We start from the raw sequence: 19,505 nt of genomic DNA on the forward strand, positions 1-19,505 counted from the left end.
CAAGGCCCGAGCAAGTGCTTGGAAAAGGCAAGAGAGGGGCTCGCGATGTTTCACACGGGCGCGGAGGCAGCGGCCGACCACCCCCTCTCCGGTCCTGCGGACCACCTCTATCCCGCAAGGCAGGGGAGAGGAAGCGACGGCAATTCCGCGCGCGCCTATCTCTCCCGCAAGGGAAGAGAGGCCCCTTCCTCAGTCCCGCACGCCCACCATTTCCAGCCGGTGCGGCGTGCCGTCGGAGAGCGGCAGCGGGCCCTTCAGGCCGCGCCAGTGGGCGACGGCGAAGCCAAGCACCACCAGCGCCATCGCCTGGTGCAGCAGCGCCCAGCCCATCGGCACGTAGGTCAGCAGGGTGACGATGCCGAGCACCGCCTGCATGGTGACGAGGACGAGGAGCAGGACCGCGCGGCGGGCATGGGTCGATCCCGGCGCCCAGCGCCAGGCGGCCACGGCATGGGCCAGCGCCGCCAGCCAGACGACATAGGCGAAGGTGCGGTGGACGAACTGGACCACGGCCGGGGTGTCGAGGACGTTGCGCCAGCCGAGCGCGGCGTCCCACTGCGAGGCCGGGAAGAAGCCGTTGTCCATGGTCGGCCACTCGTTGAAGACGAGACCGGCATCGAGGCCGGCGACCAGCGCGCCGAGATAGATCTGGACGAAGACCAGCAGCACCAGCAGCCCGGCGACCCGGTCCGAGCGCGCGGTCGGCTTCAGGTCGGCGCCGTGCGGGGCGATGCCGCGCGCCACCCACATGCAGGCGGCGAAGATGAAGCTCGCCATCATCAGGTGGACGGCCAACCGGTAGTGGCTGACATCGACGCGCTCGGTCAGGCCCGACGAGACCATCCACCAGCCGATGAAGCCCTGCAGCCCGCCCAGCGCGAGGATGCCGGTCAGCGGCAGCTTCAGGCGGGGGTCGAGCCGGCCGGTCGCCCAGAAGAAGGCGAGCGGCAGGGCGAAGACGAGGCCGACGCCGCGCGCCAGCAGCCGGTGGGCCCATTCCCACCAGAAGATCGCCTTGAACTCGGCGAGGCTCATGCCCTTGTTGACCAGCTCGTATTCCGGGATCTGCCGGTACTTGGCGAATTCCTCCTGCCACTGCTCTTCCCCGATCGGCGGGATGACGCCGTGGATCGGCTTCCACTCGGTGATGGAGAGGCCGGAATCGGTCAGCCGCGTCGCGCCGCCGACGATGACGAGCGCGATCAGCACGGCCAGCATCACGTAGAGCCAGCCGCGCACCTGGGCGCGGTGGCGAAGCTCGGTCTCGAGCGCGGCAGGCGGTTTGGGGTGGCCGGTGGCGGCCGCATCGGTAGAGGTCATGGTCATGTCGGAAAGCCTGTTTGGCGGTGACATAGCGCCCGGCGGCGCGGCTGTGAAGCGGCCTCTTGCCGCACGCGCGGGATTGGCTTTGGCGGGCGGGATGCTAAATAGCCCCGGAAACAGGAATTCGACCCATGCCCCAAAGGCTCAAACGATTCATCGGAATGCTGCTGCTGCTGGCGCTGGTGATTCTCTACGCGCTGGTCGCGACAACCATCGCCACCTACCGGCTGGCCGAAAGCCCGTGGTACGTCCACCTCGCCTTCTTCGCGCTGTCCGGCCTGGTGTGGGTGCTGCCCGCCATGGGAATCATAAGCTGGATGGAGCGCAAGCCGAAGGGCGGCGGCGCTACACGGTGATGAACCTGCGGCCGAGATTGGCCGCCGGGACGGTGATGCCGGTCAGCATGGTCTCGACATAGGCCACGCGCTGGTAGTTGCCGTTGACCGAGATGCGCGGCAGCGCATGCATGTGGCGGGCATGGGCCGGCATCAGCATTCCGTGGCGGGTCGTCACGGCGGTGTCGAAACCGGCCGCGCGGGCGATCTCCGCCTCCCGGGCACCGGCCGCCCTCGGCCCGCCATAGGGATAGGCCAGGTGGCGGGGCCGGGTGCCGAGCCGTTCGGCCAGCACGTCGCGTGAGCGGACGATCTCCCGCTCGGCGCGCTCGCGGTCGAGCCGGCGGAGCTGGTAGTGGCCCATCGTGTGGGCGCCGATATCGCCCAGCGGCTCGGCCTGGATGCGCTGCAGCTCGTGCCAGGCCATCAGCCCGTTGCGCCGGTGGGCATCGCGGTCGATGCCGTATTCCTCGCAGAGCTGCCGGGTCAGCGCGCGCTGCGCGTCCTCATCGATTTCGGTCAGAGCGTGCTTCATCAGCGCCGCATAGGCCCGGTGCTTTTCCGCGACCGTCCGGCAGGAAAGAACCCTGCGCCCCTCCGCCGTGTCGAAGGCGACCTCGTCGTTTTCCTCGACGATCCGTTCCAGCAGTTCCCACCACAGATCCGCATCGCCATCCGTCAGGCCGGGGCTTACATAGATGGTGAACGGCACCTCGTGCGCGCGGAACACCGGCGCGGCATGGACCAGGTTGTCGCGGCAGCCATCGTCCAGGGTCACGGACAGGAAGAACTCGTCCGTGTGCCCCGCCCTCAACCGCTCGGCGACCTCGTCCATGGAGACGAAGCGCGCGCCGCCGCGCTTCAGCGAATCGAGCAGCTCGTCGAGGAACTCCGGCTCGACATGCAACAGCCGGTTGAGGCCGGCGCCCCCCTCGTTCGGGCGCACGTGATGCAGCATCAGCACCGCGCCCATGCCTTTCAGCAACGGACTCAGCGCCGCGGCGAGCCCGCTGTAGCGGGCGCCGTTCATGTACGCCTTTCGCATAAAGGTTTTGATAACCGACATAAAAAGTCCGGTCCGATTCTGTCGCCCGCCGTTCGAAACAAAGGAATTTCGAAACCTCTCGGTGCCATATGTCCCAGCAAAGGATTGAGAGATGGTTGACGCCCATATTCCGGCATTCCCCGACCGCGTGGCCGCCGCACCCGACTGCACCGCCATTCGCCCCCGGTTCCACACCGATCGCGAGGCTGCACTCGCAGCGGTTGATTCACTTCCCGCGGACATCATCTGTTCGGGATACCAGCGCCCCGACTTTCTCCGTGCATGGTTGCATCACTCTCCGCACGAACCCCTCTTCGTGACACTGTCCGCGCCCGGCAGAGGCCCCGTCCTCCTGCCGCTGGAAAGGGCCTGCGGCAGAATCTTCTGCTTTGTCGGTGGGCACCATGCCAACGCGAACTTCCCCGTCGGACGCGCCGAGGACATCGCCGCGCTCGCTGCCGCCGGCGAGACGGCCATCGTTGCCGCGCTTCGCGCCGGCGGCAGTCACGGGCATGCCATCGCGCTGGAGCGGCAGTTGCCGGACTATCGCGGCGTGCGGAACCCATTTGTGTTCGAAGGATCGACCGTCAGCCCCGATCCGGCCCTGTCATTGTCACTCGAGGGGGGCTTCGACGCCGTCCTTTCCCGCCACAACGCCAAGAAACGGCGCAAGCGCTTTCGCAGCCAGGAAAGGGCGCTGGAGGCCATCGGCGGATACCGATTCGTATCCTCCGTTGCGGTTGAAGACATACCGGAAACGCTGGACCTGTATTTCACGATCAAGGCAAGACAGTTCGAGGAAAACGGCGTTCACAACGACTTCGCCGATCCCCATGTACGCGAATTCTTCACCGAACTGTTCGTCGAGGGCGCCCGCACGAATCCCAAGGGCCGCACGATAAAAGCCATCGAGGCCGAAGGGAAAACCATTGCCATCCAGGGATGTTCGATACACGACGGGCGGATCACCGTTGAATTCTGTTCATACGATCCCGATTACGCCCGATACGTGCCGGGCGAACTGCTGTTCTACCTGGCCATTCGCGAAGCCGCGGAAACGGGGCTCGACATCTTCGATTTCAGCGTCGGCGATGCCCGTCACAAGAGAACGTGGAGCGAGTTCGAGGTCTGGCACCGCGACACAATCATTCCGCTGAACACGATCGGCGTGCTTGTCGGCATGATGATAAGGGCTCGAAACGGCGCAGTGCGGACCATCAAGCGCGATCCGACGATGTGGAAGGCAGCGAAGGTGCTGCGCAAGCACCTTCCCTTCATAGGCTAGCCGCTATCAGCGTGCATTGGCACTGCGCGCCGGCGGTTCGACCTCGATCCGGTCGGCGGCCGACGCACTGATCAACGTGAAATCCTCGTACCCGGCATCAACCAGATCTTCTGCTGCCTCAACGACAGCCTGCGATTTCGGATCGACGACCGAGAGCACGATCCGGCTGCCGTCCCCGACAACTCGGTCCAGCTCCCGGGCGTTGCGCGGACCGCATTCGACAACGACGATGTCATAGGCGGAAACGAGCGAGTCGAGGATGATCGACAACCTGTCCATGGTCCGCGAGGCGCGCTCGAAGCCGGCGATGCCCGTTGGAATGACGTGTGCGGTGGTGACGACATCGGAATAGATGACATCCGCATAGGACGAGGAGGATGAAAGCAGGTCGGTGATCCCGGGACAATCCGGATCCTCCAGCATCCGACGGGACGCGGCACCGTCATCCGTCAGGTCCACGAGCACAGACCGAAGCCCCTCGCCAGCAAGCGCGCGCGCCAACGCAACGGATGCAGCAGTACCCGCATCGCCCTCGGGCGACAACACGACAGCGCGCGTGACACCGCTATCGACCAGGCGGCGAAGTACGGCGTCGACACCGTAATTGTCGTTGGCAGCCGCCTTCGCGGATTCATCGTTTGCCATAGGATCTTTATCCCCGCCGGCATGGACGGCGGGCATGACCACGGCCGGAGCCTCCATGGCTGGCGGCATTGCGGCTTCCGGATACGCCATGGCCGGCATCGCGCTTGCGGGAACTAGCGCACGTCCCGAAAACAGTTCACGCATCAATGCGGACAACATCAGAATGATCGTTGAAACGAAGAATGCGGCGCCAAGCAGCGGGATCATCTTCGGAAACGAGGGCTCCACTGGGACGATCGCGCGAGAGATCAGGCGCGCCTTGGCCGGGGCGTACTGCCCCTCGTCCCGCGACGCAGCCTCGCGATATCGGACCAGATAGCTTTCAAGCAACGCGCGCTGGGATTCCGCTTCACGTTCGAGTGCGCGCAACTGAACTTCGCGCTCGTTGGCGGTAGCCGCAGCCGCCTTCAGTTCGGCCACGCGTTCCATCAACTCCTCCTCCCGGGCACGAGCGATTTCGGCGGCGCTTCGGATACCCACCAGAACCTTTTGCGCTTCCTCGTCTATCTGGCGCGACAGGTCCTGCAGCTGGGAGCGCAGCCCCTTGATGCGGGGATGTCCAGGGAGCAGGGTCGCCGACAGGTCGGCAATTTCCGCGTTGAGCGATATCTCCCGTTCACGAAGGCGGGCGATCAGCTGGGAATCCACGACTTCGGGGATGGTGTCTATCGAGGCACCGCGCTCAAGTGCCACCTCGATGTTGTTCGCACGAGCCTCGGCGCTCGACCGCTCGGCACGCACCCTGGACAGTTCCGTAGACAGTTCGGCAAGTTGCTGGGTGGCGAGATTGGAATTGTTTTGGCCCAGCAGGAGATCGGAAGACGCGCGGAATTGCGCAACGGCAGCCTCCGCCTTTCTCACGCTTTCCTGAAGATCTGCGATTTCGTCGGCCAGATAGGATGCGGCCTTGCCCGTGCTCTCAAGCTGCGCCTTGCTCTGAAGCGCCAGATACGCCTCGGCAAGCGCATTCGGAAAACGTGCCGCCAGCTCCCGGTCGCTGGAGCGGAACGAGATGACAATGACACGAGAATTCGCAATCGGGTAGACTTCCAACCGCTTGCGCACATTGTCGAGTATGCGCTTCTCGGATGACACGAGCGCCGGGTCGCCGACCAACCCTAAAGAGATAAGCCCAGACTTCAGGCTTGAAACCTCTACGGTTTCATCGAACTCCGGGCTCTCTCCCAGCTTCAGATCCCGGGCCACCTGGATCAACAGATCGCTTGAAGTCAGAATCTCGACTTGGCTCGTAACACCCTCGCGGTCAAGCAACGATGAGTCCGATTCCTGAGACTGCCCGGACGATTGCGGTCGCGTAAAGATGGATTCGCTCGATTCGATAAGGATGCGAGCGTCGGACTTGAACTGCGGCGTCACGATGCTGATCAGCGCAAACGCGAGCCCCGTAAGCACGATCGCGCCGCCAAGTATCCGCAACCGGTTGCGCCACACCGCCCCGAATAGCCTGCCGATATCGATATCGGCGTCCTGCATTCTCGACTCTACTCGCGACATGGAAATCCCCGGTGCACTCAACTGGATGAGTCCATCTGTAAACAACCATGGTTTCCGACGGGTAAATGGCCGAGCCCGGTGCCGTAACTGCGCGTGCCTTGCCCGGCACCGCCGCCTTTACCGGACATTAACCGTAATCAGGCAACAAATTGGCAGCTGCAAATGGCAGCTTGATCAATCTCCTGGGGAATCCAATGAACTGTTTCAGGCGCGATCTGCTCGCTTTTGCAGCGGGCGCCCTGTCGGCGGCAATGTTGACCGGCTGCGCCGGTTACCGCCCCCCGCCTGCGGCGTTTCACGAAGCGATCAATCAACCCTACATGCTTGGCGCCGGTGACAAGGTCCGCGTGACCGTTTTCGGCCAGAGCGATCTCAGCAACACCTATTCCGTCGACCAATCCGGCTATATCGCCTTCCCGCTTATCGGAGCCGTGGCGGCGCGCGGACGGACTGTGCAGGAACTCGAGGGCGCCATCGCCGAACAGTTGCGCAACGGATACCTGCGAGATCCTGACGTGTCCGTGGAAGTCGACCAGTACCGCTCCATCTTCGTCATGGGCGAAGTTGGCGCGGCAGGCCAGTATCCGTACACGCCCGGGATGACCGTACAGAACGCAATCGCCACCGCCGGCGGGTTTACCGCACGCGCCAAGCAGTCGAATGTGGACATCACGCGACAGATCAGCGGCAATGTCATGACCGGAAGCGTTCCGCTCAGCGACCCGGTACTGCCTGGCGATACGATTTTCGTGCGCGAACGCCTGTTCTAGGAGCGCAAAGAGCCGGTCAATGCCCAATCATGAATCCTTACGCATCATCCACGTGCTTCGCGCACCGATGGGAGGGCTGTTTCGACATGTGCGGGACTTGGCCGAAGCCCATGCAGCCGAAGGGCACATGGTTGGCGTGATCTGCGACGTTCCCGGCACGACGGGATACAATGAGGAGATGGCCGCCGGCCTGGCTTCATCGCTTCCACTCGGTCTGCACCGCGTAGGAATGCGGCGCGAAATCGGCATTCGCGATCTGGCCGGCGCCGGGGAATTGTTGAGACTGATAAAGAGCTTGCAACCGGATGTCCTGCATGGACATGGCGCAAAAGGTGGCGTGTACGCCCGCGCACTCGGTTCGCTTGTACGGGCAGGAAGGTCTCGCGTAGCCCGTCTCTATTCACCCCATGGGGGAAGCCTGCACTACGACCGGGCATCCCGGTCGGGGCAGGTGTATTTTCGCATAGAACGCGCCCTGGAACGGCTCACCGATCACATACTTTTCGTCGCCGAGTACGAACGGCGAACCTATCGCGAAAAAGTCGGCGAGCCGCGCTGTTCCTGGACCGTCAACTATAACGGATTGCGCGACACCGAATTTGAACCCGTCAAGCCGGTGGCCACACCCGCCGACTTTCTCTTTCTTGGCGAAATGCGCATGCTGAAAGGTCCCGACCTGTTCCTTCAGGCATTGGACAAGGTTAGAGCCCGCGGCAATCCGGGTGTTCGCGCGATAATGGTCGGCGCCGGTCCGGACACATCTGCGATCAGATCCTTGGCTGACAGTCTGGATCTTTCAGGCAGTGTCGCGTTTCGTCCGCCAATGACTGCGCGCGAAGCCTTTTCCATGGCGCGGGTCTTCGTCATGCCATCTCGCGCCGAAGCCCTACCCTATGTGACACTCGAAGCCCTGGCGGCGGGAATGCCCGTTATCGCCACTGCCGTCGGCGGCATCCCGGAGATTTTCGGAACAGACAGCCTTGCGCTAGTCGCTCCCGACGCAGACGATTTGGCCGAAAAAATGGCCGCAGCGATTGCTGATCCCGCTGGATACTCCGCGACCATGCCTGACCGGGATACGCTGACCGCGCGGTTCTCGGCCCGGGCAATGGCCGACACTGCCATGCAGGCCTATCGCTCCGCCCTGGCGCTCCGAAGGTAAAAGCCCGGCCGACAAGATACCGCATCAAGCGTTTCTTAGGGCATTTCCACTACACAAATGCGCAGTATGTTTCAAAGGCGCCCAATGAAAAATTTCGATCCGCATTCGGAAAAGGCTTCGCCGGCGCCTGAAGAAAGCGATGCCGGCGACAAGCCACCAGTCCAGGAGAGCCGGCTCGATTCCCTGGTCGACCGCATCGCAGGCGAATTGCGCACGGATACGATTTCGCCGGTCATGGTCCGTGGGTGGCTTCGGATCGGGGAATTCCTCGGGCTCGCAGCCATCGCCACGATCATCATGCTGGCCTACCCCCAAACGGAAGCGAATCTGCAATACGCGCTCGCCATAACCGGCGGAAGCCTACTCTACATAATCCTCGCCGAGATCGCGGACGCCTATGAACTGCGCGCATTGCGACGCCCGCTTCGCTGGTTTCCCCGCATCGCCCTTGCCTGGGCGTCCACATTCGCATTGCTGGCATTGATCGGATTCCTGTTGAAGGTTTCCGGCGATTTCAGCCGCCTGTGGAGCGGCTCGTGGTTCATCGGCGGAATGTTCTTCCTGCTTGCGACCAGATTGTTGTTGGCACTGCGCATACGCGACTGGACGCGCAGCGGAAAACTGGAACGCCGTGCCGTGATCGTCGGCGGAGGCAGGCCGGCGGAAAGACTTATCCGCGCGCTGGAAAAACAGCGCGACAACGACATCCGCATTTGCGGGATATTCGACGATCGCGATGACGAACGCTCACCGCCGATCGTTGCCGGCTATCCCAAGCTCGGCAACGTCGAGGAACTGGTCGCTTTCTCGCGCAAGGCGCGTATCGACATGCTGATCGTTTCGCTACCGCTGGATGCCGAGGATCGCGTGCTCATGATGCTGAAGAAGCTGTGGGTGCTGCCGGTCGACATCCGCCTTTCGGCTCATTCCAACAAGCTGCGATTCCGCCATCGCACCTATTCCTTCATAGGATCGGTGCCGATGCTCGATCTTGCCGACAAGCCTATTCGCGACTGGGATTCGGTTGCCAAGCGGAGCTTCGATGTCGTGTTTTCACTTCTCGGCATTGTCGCGTTCTCGCCGGTCATGTTGGTGACGGCGATCGCGATCAAGCTCGACAGCAGAGGCCCGGTCATCTTCAGGCAGAAGCGATACGGCTTCAACAACGACGAGATCTGGGTCTACAAGTTCCGCTCCATGTACACGGACCAGTGCGATCCAAGCGCGCGCGCCATGGTCACCAAGGGCGATCCGCGAGTGACTCGCGTCGGTCGCATCATCCGAAAGACTTCCATCGACGAGTTGCCACAGTTCTTCAACGTGCTCCGCGGAGAACTTTCACTCGTCGGGCCCCGCCCGCACGCAATCACCGCCCAAGCCGCAAACCGCCTATACAACGAAGTCGTGGACGGATATTTCGCGCGTCATCGGGTCAAGCCCGGCGTTACCGGCTGGGCACAGATCAACGGATGGCGTGGCGAGACCGACACCGATGACAAGATCCGCAAGCGTACCGAGTTCGATCTCTACTACATCGAAAACTGGTCGGTCCTGTTCGACCTCAAGATTCTTTTCCTCACTCCGATTCGGCTGTTCAATACGGACAACGCATATTGACGGACATTGCCCAGAGCCTACCCCCAGCCGCAGCCAACCGGGCGCTGAACGCATACCTCGCGGCAGCGGCGGTATGGATCGGGGTGTTCCTGTCGGGCTTTGTCCTGTCGGAACCTGCCCCCTACGAACTGATCATGACCGGAATGATCGGCATCTGGATCATGCTCGGAATGGTGATTCCGCGCAGCGTCATGGCAATGTTCGTGCTTCTGATCTTGTTCAATGCAGGCGGCGTCATCGCGACGACCCAGCTCACCGAGCAGTTGAGCGACGCGGTACTCTATGTCGCTGTCTCGGCATTCCTCGCGTTGACGGCAGTGTTCTATGCCTCGGTCATCGCCACAAAACGTTCAATGCTTGCGATCATCTTCAATGGCTGGACCGCGGGCGCGGTCGTTACCGGTCTTGCCGGCATCGTAGGCTATTTCGATGTCTTTCCGGGCAGTGACATTTTCACGCTTTATGGCCGAGCCAAGGGCATGTTCGCGGACCCCAACGTCCTGGCACCCTATCTGGCCCTCCCCATACTTTTCGGCATGCATACCGTCATGACGGGCCGAGCGCGCCAGATCGTTCTGACCCTGCCAATACTGATGATTCTTCTGCTGGCGCTTTTCCTGTCATTCAGTCGTGCCGGCTGGGGCCTGCTGATTGTCTGCACGGTGCTCCTCGCAGGAGGGCTATTCCTTGGAAACTCGTCGGGCCGTTTCCGGCTGCGTATCGTCCTGATGACAGTATTCGCCTTCACGGCCGTTGCGGCAGTCGTCATCGTCGCACTGCAATTTGACGCGGTTCAGGACCTGTTCGTCCAGCGTGCCCGGCTACTTCAAGACTACGACGCGGCACGCATGGGCCGTTTCGAGCGACACTGGGCCGGATATGTGAAGGCAACGGAATTGCCGCTCGGACTGGGACCGCTGGCATTCGGGCGTCTTTTCGGCGAGGATCCGCACAATATCTGGCTGAAGTCGCTTTATGCCTATTCCTGGCTCGGTTTCGCAGCCTACTTAACGCTGGTGCTGCTGACGCTTGGCGGAGGCTTTCGCATCCTCTTTCGCCACCGGCCCTGGCAGCCATATCTGCTCTGCGCCTATATTGTCTTCCTGGGCCACGTGCTGATCGGCAATGTCATCGACACCGATCATTGGCGCCACTTCTACATGCTGCTGGGTATCATCTGGGGCTGCATTGCGCTGGAAGCACGGCACATGCGCGATGCCCAAAAAAGGAAAATGGTCGGAGCGGCGGGATTCGAACCCACGACCCCTTGACCCCCAGTCAAGTGCGCTACCGGGCTGCGCTACGCTCCGAACCGCGAGCAGGCTTAAAATATCGAGAGTTTTCGGGCAAGCGGTAATTCGGCTCCATTGAAAAAATGTGGCGCACTTCCCCCGCCGGACGGATGCGCGCCGCGACCCGCATGTGCTTTCGGTCCGCGTTCGGCGCAGAAGACATCTGGCAATACATGCCACTCCGCCTGCCGGTCAGTTCACCAGAACGATGTCCTGATGATTCGCCGCCGAGAACAGTTCATCGAAACGGGCCGGCACCAAGCGTCCGTCAGACACCACATGCAGCGAGGAGAAGTTCGTTTCAAGGAATGCGATGAATTCCGCCTTCTTCCGCTCTCCGTAGAACCGTGGCGTGAACTCCACATTGAAAAGGGCGTCGCGAATACCTGCATTCAGGACGCTTCTCAGGATCTCGAACTCGAATCCCTCGGCATCAATCCAGAGACAGCCGACGTCGCTCGCGGGCACGTTCGCGCGCGTTGACAGGAGCCGGGCGACGTCGAGAACCTCAACCTGCACCGATTGAGCACCGGTTTCCCCTTCCGGCTCCCGCAGGCTGTGCCCGCCGGAATTGAAGGTGTCGAAATACATGGACGCCGTACCCGGTTCCTCTCCGATCGCGCAGGGTACGATCGTGACAGTTTCCTCGAGGCCATTGATTTTTACGTTATGCGATAGAGCCTCGAGATTGTCGGGCACCGGCTCAACGGAAATCACTTTCCGGAACAGACCCGATTCAGCAAACTGAAGTGTTTGAGTTCCGATGTGGGCACCTATCTCGAGCATGACGCCGTCGGTCGCGCGCTTGTTGTTCGACCGATAGAATTCGAGGAATGCGTTGGTGTCGACCGAATTCCAGCTTCCGTCGACAGCGATCCTGTTCCCGACAAAGTCCCTGGGATCGAACAGCAATTCGCCGTGCGGCCCGTCTATCACGACATATTTGAATCGGCGGGGCAGGCTCTGCGACAACCACCGCGTTCCGACAGACGTTTCGAGAACGGACCGGAAAGCCGCTGTCCGCATCCTGCGAAATCGGGCTTCCATTTTCTTGAGCATCGCAGACCACCTACTTTGCAGGCATCGCGGATGCCTTGCAGCGTCTTCGCCAAATCGGCATCCCCTATCGTGCAACGAAAGAGGGGTGCCAAGCTTTGATTACCGCGCCTGATCAAGAAGCCGCTTGCATTCCAGAAGATCGAACAGGGCCTCCTGTAGCAATGCTCGGTTCTCCCGCGACAGGCCAGGCTTGCCCGAATTGTCACCTTCCTCGGCTTCCTTGCCACCGAAACCGAATATTCCCTTGCCACGAGCTTTCGCCTGACCGACGACCATGTCCTGCTCAGCATCCGCTGTCGCAGCCTGACGCGCCGTCCGCTTCGATTTTTCCTGCTCCGCGGCCCTCGCGGCCTCCGCGTTCTTCCGGGTCAGTTCCTCGAAGGCCGACATGTCGCCGGTGCCAATCGCAATGGCGAAATGCACCCCGTTTTCCCGCAGAATCTTTTGTACACCCTTGATCGTGTAGCCTTCCTCATAGAGCAGATGCTTGATGCCGCGCAGCATGTCGACATCGTTGGGCCGGTAGTATCGCCGGCCGCCGCCCCTTTTCATTGGCTTGATCTGGGAGAACCGCGTTTCCCAAAAACGCAGGACATGCTGCGGAAGATCCAGCTCTTCGGCAACCTCGCTTATCGTGCGAAAGGCATCAGGGCTTTTTTCCATGGGAACTTTGCCTTCTTAGCGATTCTCGGGAAGTTTATCGCCTGAGGAGACGAGCGCAATGCCAACCGCACAATCCGGCCATTTCTTGCAATCGTTGTCGAGTGGGCCGGTACGAACGCGGAAAAGGCTCTATTCACCAGCAGTTTCTACCGAAGCGGCACGCTTGGCATGCGCGTCGGCGATTTTCTGCTTGAGAACGTTGGACGCCTTGAAGGTCATCACCCGGCGCGGCGAAATCGGCACTTCCTCACCGGTTTTCGGATTGCGACCTATACGTTCCGACTTGTTCCGAACCTGAAAGGTCGCGAAGGATGAGAGCTTGACCGTCTCGCCCCGAACGATGGCATCGGAAATCTCGTCGATGATCATCTCGACCAAGGCGGCCGATTCGCTCCGGGACAACCCCACCTTGCGGTAAACCGCCTCTGCCAGATCCGCACGTGTAAGCGTTTTGGCTCCCATGTGACCCGGCTTCCCTCAACACACTGAAAATTCAACGGAAAGGCTAGCGTGTGACCGATCACTGGTCAAGCAAGCTTCCACGAATTGGCCAGAAATATTTACCATCGCAGCAAAACGGCTCCCCAAGTAAAGCCGCCTCCCATTGCTTCCAGCAATACAAGATCGCCTTTCCGGATACGCCCCTCCTCTACCGCGACCGAAAGGGCCAACGGGACCGAAGCCGCCGAGGTATTGCCATGGCGATCGACGGTTATGACGACCTTTTCCTCAGGAATTCCCAGCTTTTTGGCGGATGCCTCGATAATCCGGCGGTTTGCCTGGTGCGGAACGAACCAATCGATGTCGTCGGCAGTTATCCCGGCAACAGCAAAGGAATCCTCGATCACGTCGGTGATCATGCCGACAGCATGCTTGAAGACCTCGCGTCCCTGCATGCGCAGATGCCCGACAGTCCTCGTCGTCGACGGTCCGCCGTCGACATACAGCTTTTCCTTGTGGCAGCCGTCCGACCGCAGCTTGCTCGCCAATATCCCGGTATCCGAGGTCAGTCCCACGCCCTCGGTCGCTTCGAGCACCAGCGCCCCGGCCCCGTCACCGAACAGGACGCAGGTGGTGCGATCTTCCCAATCGAGCAGGCGTGAAAAGGTTTCTGCGCCTATGACAAGGACACGGCGGGCCATCCCGCCTCGTATGTACAGATCGGCTGTCGCAAGCGCGTAGATGTAACCGCTGCAAACCGCCTGGACATCGAAGGCCGCGCCGTGATGCATGCCGAGCCGGTTCTGGATGTCGACGGCGGTGGCGGGGAACGTGTTGTTCGGCGTCGACGTCGCAAGGATGATCAGGTCGATATCGGACGGATCACGCCCGGCGGAGGCAAGCGCGTTGCGTGCGGCCTCTTCGCCAAGCGAGGCCGTTGTCTCGTCGTCGCCCGCGATATGACGCTGACGAATCCCGGTACGCTGCACGATCCACTCGTCGGAAGTCTCGACGATATGCTCGAAATCCTGATTCGTCATGATGCGCTTCGGCAGCGCGCGCCCGATACCGGTTACTGCAGATCTGATCATGATTCCCGAGAGCTACCCTGATGTTTGACCGGGCGCGTCGCTCGATGCTCCGCCGCGCGCACGGCGTCCGTGGAAGTTTTGCAGATCGGTCTCGATCTTTTCGAGAAGCGAATTGCGCACCATGTCGTAGCCAACGTCGATCGCGGCCGCGAACCCTTCGTCGTCCGTACCGCCGTGGCTCTTGATGACGATCCCGTTCAACCCGAGAAAGACACCGCCATTTACCTTGCGGGGATCCATCTTGTCGCGCAGCCGGTTGAACGCTCCGCGGGCAAGCAAGTAGCCGATCCGGGCCATCAGCGTACGGCTCATCGCGGCACGCAGATATTCCGCGATCTGCTTCGCCGTACCTTCTGCCGTCTTCAGCGCGATGTTGCCGGAGAAACCCTCCGTGACAACGACATCAACCGTTCCCTTGCCGAGATCGTCCCCTTCCACGAAGCCGAGATAATCCAGCGTTCCCAGATCAGCTTCACGCAGCAGCCGCCCGGCTTCCTTTACCTCTTCCTGCCCCTTGATCTCCTCCACGCCGACATTGAGCAATCCCACTGTCGGCCGGCTCACCTCGATGAGCGCGCGCGCCATCGCGGCCCCCATAACGGAGAAATCGACAAGCTGCTGGGCATCGGCCCCGATTGTCGCGCCGACATCAAGCACGATGCTCTCGCCGCGCAGCGTGGGCCAGATCGCGGCAATCGCCGGACGCTCGATATCCGCCATCGTCCGCAGGCAGAATTTCGACATGGCCATCAGCGCGCCGGTATTGCCCGCGGAAACGCAGGTATCGGCGTCACCTGTCTTGACGGCCTCGATCGCCTTCCACATGGACGACTTCCAGCGCCCACGGCGCAAGGCCTGGCTCGGCTTGTCGTCCATGCTTACGGCAATATCGCAATGCTCGAAGCGCGAGGCCTTCTTCAGCTTCTCGTAGCGATCGAGAACCGGAAGAACCTTGTCCTCCTGACCATAGAACAGAAAACGCAATTCCGGGTGGCGATCCAGCGACTTTGCCGCACCTGGAATGACGACCGCCGGGCCGAAATCTCCGCCCATCGCGTCAATCGAAATTGTTATCAAACCGTCCGATCCCGTTTCAGTTGTCCGCCCGTGGGCGGTTGGCCGGGCGCGATGGGCCGCGGCGCGCAGACCATAGCCGTTCTGCCGGATGTCTCAACACCTTATTTTCAGGCCCTTTTTGCTTTCACAGCTTATCGCGCAGTCCGGCCAGCCTGGCGAAGGGATTCTCCGATCGATCTTCGCCCTCGTCGTCGGCGGCACCGACGAATTCTTCCAGTTCGACGCCCGGCGCACGCGGATAGGGATCGATCTCCAGTTCGAAGAACTCTTCCGCCACTGCCCCGACATCGATAACGCCGCCCTCGAAGGTTTCCGGCAGATCCGGCCCCTCGGGATCGACAATCAGCGCACCCTCGTCATCAAGCGGCCTCGCGAGGCGCGACCCCTCGGGCACAAAGACCGCATCGATCTCGACATTGATGTCGGACTTCACCGGATCCAGCGACACGATACATGCCTGCACGATCCGCGCACTGGCCGTTCCCTGTATCCGCACGCCATCCTTGCGCCAGCGCTTCACGACCAGATCGGCCGTGAATTCGTCCACGGATACCAGTGCATGGGCTTCCGCCAGCGCCGCGCGCTGCTCGGAGGTCGCCTCGATCCGCACCGGGAAGCCCCCGGACGGAAGAACGGAAACGACAACAGGTCGGGAAATGGGACTGTCGGATTCGGAACCGGTCATGATCTCTCCAGCGGCAACGGTTCGGCAAAGCGCACGACGCCTGCCAGCAACTCCTCGTCCGGAACATCGGCAAACGACCGCGCGGAGCGGATCATGTAGTCGGCCAGCGCGGAACGGTCGATGGACTCGGGCGCTTCCGGCGCGATGTTGTGCGCAAGCGCGTTTCCAAGCTCGACGGCATCGCCGGCGTCCAGCGCCGCCCAGTACCGCCCCATGCGCCCGTAGAACATCCGGGCCAGCTTCTTCATCCGTTTCGGCACACCCGGGTCGCCGACCCCGAGTTCGCGAATCGAATGATCGACATCCTTGAAGAACTCGTCGAGGACATCCTGAGCCAGCTCATCGGCCGGCGGCGGCGCCGACCGGGCACGATAAAGGAACAGGATGAGATGAAGCCCTACGCTCTCGTAACGGCCGAGCGGCGTATCGGGAATGCCCCAGTCGCGAAACAGGACGGGCTGGCGGGCCGCTTCGACCACCGCGCCATAGACCGTATCAATGATCCGGCGATTGAGGTTTTTCGGCGAACGCCGAAACAGTGACATAATCATCGTGCAAACGCACCTTCCGTCGCAGAGGCAGCGCGCTCCGGTACGCTTGCAACCGTACACGGTTCGCGGTACCGATCCAGACCCCAAGCAGGCCTGTCGGCCGAGATACGTAACGGAGATGATGGTGGCGTCGGAAAAAATCAAGCACAGAATGCGTCTGACGAGCGCCCTTCCAGTCGTGCTTGCGGCCGGCGCGGTCGCGCTGGGCGGCTGTTCGAGCACGGGCGTCTTGTCCCCGGCCGAAGTCTACAAGCAGGGCTATGTCATTGACGAGCAGACCCTGGCGCTGGTGCCGCCGGGTTCAAGCCGCGAACAGGTGCTCCTGACACTCGGAACACCGACGACGACCGAAACCTTCGACAACGAAGTGTTCTACTACATTTCCCAGACCCGGCGGCGCGGTGCGGCCTTCATGAAGGCCAAGCTCGTCGACCAGCGCGTTCTCGCCGTCTATTTCAACGACGAGGGAACGGTCGAGCGCATCGCAAATTACGGGCTCCAGGACGGAAAGCTGTTCGATTTCATCTCGCGCACGACGCCGACGGGCGGCCGCGACCAGACCTTCCTTTCGCAGATCCTTTCCGGAACGCTCGGCGGTCCGTCCGCCGAAAGCGTTGTCAGGGGCCTCTGACCGATACCGGTCACAGGCAGCCTAAAGAAAAAGCCGGCGGATCGCTCCGCCGGCTTTCTCGTCTCGTGCGTTGCGCAGATCAGTGCGCCAGGATCGCCAGCAGCAACAGCGCCACAATGTTGGTGATCTTGATGGCCGGGTTGACGGCGGGACCGGCGGTGTCCTTGTAGGGATCGCCAACGGTATCGCCGGTCACCGACGCCTTGTGCGCCTCGGACCCCTTCTCGTGCTTGACGCCATCCTTGTCGACGAAGCCGTCCTCGAAGGACTTTTTCGCGTTGTCCCAGGCGCCGCCGCCCGAGGTCATCGAGATGGCGACGAACAGGCCGTTGACAATCACGCCAAGCAGCATGGCGCCCAACGCGGCAAATGCCGAGGCCTTCGATCCGGAAATCAGCAGCACGCCGAAATAGACGACCAGCGGAGCGAGGACCGGCAGCAGCGACGGAATGATCATTTCCTTGATCGCGGCCTTGGTCAGGATGTCGACCGCACGGGCGTAGTCCGGACGGTCCTTGCCTTCCATGATACCCGGCTTCTCGCGGAACTGACGGCGCACTTCCTCGACGATCGAGCCGGCTGCACGCCCCACTGCTGTCATGGCGATGCCGCCGAACAGGTAGGGGATCAGGCCACCGAAGATGAGGCCCGCAACAACGTAGGGATTGGACAGCGAGAAGGAGATGTCGCCCATACCCTGGAAGTAGGTGAACCGGTCGGAGTTCTCGACAAAGAACGCGAGGTCGTTCGAGTAGGCGGCGAACAGAACCAACGCGCCGAGGCCTGCGGAACCGATCGCGTAGCCCTTGGTGACGGCCTTGGTCGTGTTACCAACCGCGTCGAGCGCGTCCGTCGACCTGCGAACTTCCGGATCGAGACCCGACATTTCGGCAATACCGCCAGCGTTGTCGGTGACCGGGCCGAAGGCGTCGAGAGCGACGATCATGCCGGCGATGCCGAGCATGGCCGTAACCGCGATACCGGTGCCGAACAGGCCGGCCAGCTGGAAGGTCCCGATAATGCCGCCGACGATGACGATCGCGGGAAGCGCCGTTGACTCGAGCGACACGGCAAGACCCTGGATCACGTTGGTGCCGTGGCCTGTCACGGATGCCTGCGCGATCGAGACCACCGGACGTTTGCCGGTACCGGTGTAGTACTCGGTAATCACAACGATCAGAGCCGTGACGAGGAGGCCGACAACACCGCAGATGAACAGGTTGGTGCCGGTGATGACCGAACCGTCCGCAAGCACTATATCGCCCCAGCCAACGGTCAGCGACGTGGCGCCACCGAGGCCGATGACCGACAGGATGCCGGTGACGATCAGTCCCTTATAGAGTGCGCCCATGATCGAGCCGTTGGCGCCGAGCTTGACGAAGAAGGTACCGATGATCGACGTGATGATCGACGCGCCGCAGATTGCCAGCGGGTAAACCATCACCGATTCGAGGATATCGGTGCCGGCGAAGAAGATCGCGCCGAGAACCATGGTGGCAACGACAGTCACCGCGTAGGTCTCGAACAGGTCCGCGGCCATGCCTGCGCAGTCGCCGACATTGTCGCCGACGTTGTCAGCGATGGTCGCCGGGTTGCGCGGATCGTCTTCCGGAATGCCTGCTTCCACCTTGCCGACGAGGTCTCCGCCGACGTCCGCACCCTTGGTGAAGATGCCGCCGCCGAGACGGGCAAAGATGGAGATCAGCGATGCGCCGAAGCCGAGTGCGACAAGCGCGTCGATAACCGTACGATCATTTGCCGGAACGATGATCTCGGTCAGCACGTAGTAGTAGACCGCAACGCCGAGCAGCGCGAGGCCGGCGACGAGCATGCCGGTGATCGCGCCCGCCTTGAAGGCGATGCCGAGACCCGCCGCCAGACTGTGCGAAGCGGCCTGCGCAGTGCGCACATTGGCGCGGACAGAAACGTGCATGCCGATATAGCCGGCAACGCCGGACAGGACGGCGCCGATAAGGAAGCCGAACGCGGCTTCCGCGGTCAGCAGCAGCCATGTCGCGACGAAAACAATCGCCCCGACAACGGCGATCGTCGTGTACTGACGGTTTAGATAAGCCTGCGCGCCCTCCCGGATCGCTCCCGCGATCTCCTGCATCCGCGCATTTCCCTGGTCAGCGGCCAGGACCGACTGCGTTGCCCAGATCGCATAGACGATCGAAAGCAGTCCGCAAGCGATGACAGCTAGAAGAACCATTACCGTTTCCTTTGATCTCCCCGGGCCCGAATTCCCCTCCCAGGCCCTTCAGGTACGATCGGCAGCGCAACTACACGCCCCGATGTTCAGGCATTGGTAGTTTACC

Annotated in this window: 18 protein-coding genes and 1 tRNA gene; 7 read left to right on the forward strand and 12 right to left on the reverse strand. The window is 61.8% G+C overall.

Features of this window, described 5'->3' with window-relative positions:
• Nucleotides 1-189: 189 nt before the first annotated feature.
• The gene (locus HTY61_RS07565; protein ID WP_428978282.1) at nucleotides 190-1,326 is read right to left on the reverse strand and encodes a COX15/CtaA family protein; all 1,137 of its coding nucleotides are present in this window, start codon (nucleotides 1,324-1,326) and stop codon (nucleotides 190-192) included.
• Between the two features lie 128 nt (nucleotides 1,327-1,454).
• Here HTY61_RS07565 and HTY61_RS07570 point away from each other — a divergent pair, with 128 nt between their 5' ends.
• The gene (locus HTY61_RS07570; RefSeq protein ID WP_175276215.1) at nucleotides 1,455-1,679 is read left to right on the forward strand and encodes a DUF2842 domain-containing protein; all 225 of its coding nucleotides are present in this window, start codon (nucleotides 1,455-1,457) and stop codon (nucleotides 1,677-1,679) included.
• Here the strand turns inward: HTY61_RS07570 and HTY61_RS07575 are convergent.
• Nucleotides 1,669-2,688: a polysaccharide deacetylase family protein gene (locus HTY61_RS07575; protein ID WP_175276216.1), complete on the reverse strand. Its 1,020-nt coding sequence runs from the start codon at nucleotides 2,686-2,688 to the stop codon at nucleotides 1,669-1,671. The two genes, HTY61_RS07570 and HTY61_RS07575, sit on opposite strands and share 11 nt — an antisense overlap.
• Nucleotides 2,689-2,815: 127 nt before the next feature.
• On the opposite strand from HTY61_RS07575, the gene HTY61_RS07580 reads away from it, so the two are divergent.
• Complete coding sequence (locus HTY61_RS07580) at nucleotides 2,816-3,988, forward strand: GNAT family N-acetyltransferase (RefSeq protein WP_175276217.1); 1,173 nt, start codon at nucleotides 2,816-2,818, stop codon at nucleotides 3,986-3,988.
• 6 nt (nucleotides 3,989-3,994) lie between these two features.
• Here HTY61_RS07580 and HTY61_RS07585 read toward each other — a convergent pair whose 3' ends face one another.
• Nucleotides 3,995-6,148, reverse strand: a complete 2,154-nt coding sequence (locus HTY61_RS07585) for a GumC family protein (protein ID WP_175276218.1) — start codon at nucleotides 6,146-6,148, stop codon at nucleotides 3,995-3,997.
• Nucleotides 6,149-6,342: 194 nt separating this feature from the next.
• Between HTY61_RS07585 and HTY61_RS07590 the strand changes: the two genes are divergently transcribed.
• The 4 genes from HTY61_RS07590 (at nucleotide 6,343) to HTY61_RS07605 (ending at nucleotide 10,968) form a co-directional block, all read left to right on the forward strand.
• On the forward strand, nucleotides 6,343-6,918 hold the full coding sequence (locus HTY61_RS07590; RefSeq protein ID WP_175276219.1) for a polysaccharide biosynthesis/export family protein: 576 nt from the start codon (nucleotides 6,343-6,345) through the stop codon (nucleotides 6,916-6,918).
• Nucleotides 6,919-6,937: 19 nt separating this feature from the next.
• Nucleotides 6,938-8,080, forward strand: a complete 1,143-nt coding sequence (locus tag HTY61_RS07595; protein WP_175276220.1) for a glycosyltransferase family 4 protein — start codon at nucleotides 6,938-6,940, stop codon at nucleotides 8,078-8,080.
• An 84-nt stretch (nucleotides 8,081-8,164) separates the two neighbouring features.
• The gene (locus tag HTY61_RS07600; RefSeq protein ID WP_175276221.1) at nucleotides 8,165-9,697 is read left to right on the forward strand and encodes an undecaprenyl-phosphate glucose phosphotransferase; all 1,533 of its coding nucleotides are present in this window, start codon (nucleotides 8,165-8,167) and stop codon (nucleotides 9,695-9,697) included.
• Entirely contained in the window at nucleotides 9,694-10,968 is a 1,275-nt protein-coding gene (locus HTY61_RS07605; protein WP_175276222.1) for a hypothetical protein, read from the forward strand. The genes HTY61_RS07600 and HTY61_RS07605 overlap by 4 nt, the downstream gene beginning before the upstream one ends.
• On the opposite strand, the gene HTY61_RS07610 is transcribed toward HTY61_RS07605, so the two are convergent.
• From HTY61_RS07610 to HTY61_RS07645, 8 genes are all read right to left on the reverse strand, one after another.
• Nucleotides 10,931-11,007, reverse strand: a tRNA-Pro gene (locus tag HTY61_RS07610). The two genes, HTY61_RS07605 and HTY61_RS07610, sit on opposite strands and share 38 nt — an antisense overlap.
• A 174-nt stretch (nucleotides 11,008-11,181) precedes the next feature.
• Entirely contained in the window at nucleotides 11,182-11,775 is a 594-nt protein-coding gene (locus HTY61_RS07615) for an FkbM family methyltransferase (protein WP_175276223.1), read from the reverse strand.
• Between the two features lie 372 nt (nucleotides 11,776-12,147).
• Nucleotides 12,148-12,711, reverse strand: coding sequence for a MerR family transcriptional regulator (locus HTY61_RS07620; protein WP_175276224.1), 564 nt, complete (start codon nucleotides 12,709-12,711; stop codon nucleotides 12,148-12,150).
• Nucleotides 12,712-12,840: 129 nt separating this feature from the next.
• A complete protein-coding gene (locus tag HTY61_RS07625; protein ID WP_175276225.1) occupies nucleotides 12,841-13,173 on the reverse strand; it encodes an integration host factor subunit alpha in 333 nt (110 codons plus the stop codon).
• Nucleotides 13,174-13,271: 98 nt separating this feature from the next.
• Nucleotides 13,272-14,243 carry a beta-ketoacyl-ACP synthase III gene (locus HTY61_RS07630; RefSeq protein ID WP_175276226.1) on the reverse strand — a complete coding sequence of 324 codons (972 nt, stop codon included), beginning with the start codon at nucleotides 14,241-14,243 and terminating at the stop codon, nucleotides 13,272-13,274.
• A gap of 12 nt (nucleotides 14,244-14,255) precedes the next feature.
• Complete coding sequence (plsX, locus tag HTY61_RS07635) at nucleotides 14,256-15,320, reverse strand: phosphate acyltransferase PlsX (RefSeq protein WP_175276227.1); 1,065 nt, start codon at nucleotides 15,318-15,320, stop codon at nucleotides 14,256-14,258.
• 124 nt (nucleotides 15,321-15,444) lie between these two features.
• Complete coding sequence (locus HTY61_RS07640) at nucleotides 15,445-16,005, reverse strand: YceD family protein (protein WP_175276228.1); 561 nt, start codon at nucleotides 16,003-16,005, stop codon at nucleotides 15,445-15,447.
• Nucleotides 16,002-16,556, reverse strand: a complete 555-nt coding sequence (locus tag HTY61_RS07645; RefSeq protein WP_197945378.1) for a ubiquinol-cytochrome C chaperone family protein — start codon at nucleotides 16,554-16,556, stop codon at nucleotides 16,002-16,004. The genes HTY61_RS07640 and HTY61_RS07645 overlap by 4 nt, the downstream gene beginning before the upstream one ends.
• Before the next feature lie 151 nt (nucleotides 16,557-16,707).
• Between HTY61_RS07645 and HTY61_RS07650 the strand changes: the two genes are divergently transcribed.
• Nucleotides 16,708-17,187, forward strand: a complete 480-nt coding sequence (locus HTY61_RS07650; protein ID WP_175276229.1) for an outer membrane protein assembly factor BamE — start codon at nucleotides 16,708-16,710, stop codon at nucleotides 17,185-17,187.
• A 79-nt stretch (nucleotides 17,188-17,266) separates the two neighbouring features.
• Here the strand turns inward: HTY61_RS07650 and HTY61_RS07655 are convergent, their stop codons facing one another.
• A complete protein-coding gene (locus tag HTY61_RS07655) occupies nucleotides 17,267-19,399 on the reverse strand; it encodes a sodium-translocating pyrophosphatase (RefSeq protein ID WP_175276230.1) in 2,133 nt (710 codons plus the stop codon).
• Nucleotides 19,400-19,505 lie beyond the last annotated feature (106 nt).

It is taken from the genome of Oricola thermophila (assembly GCF_013358405.1).
GTDB lineage: Bacteria > Pseudomonadota > Alphaproteobacteria > Rhizobiales > Rhizobiaceae > Oricola > Oricola thermophila.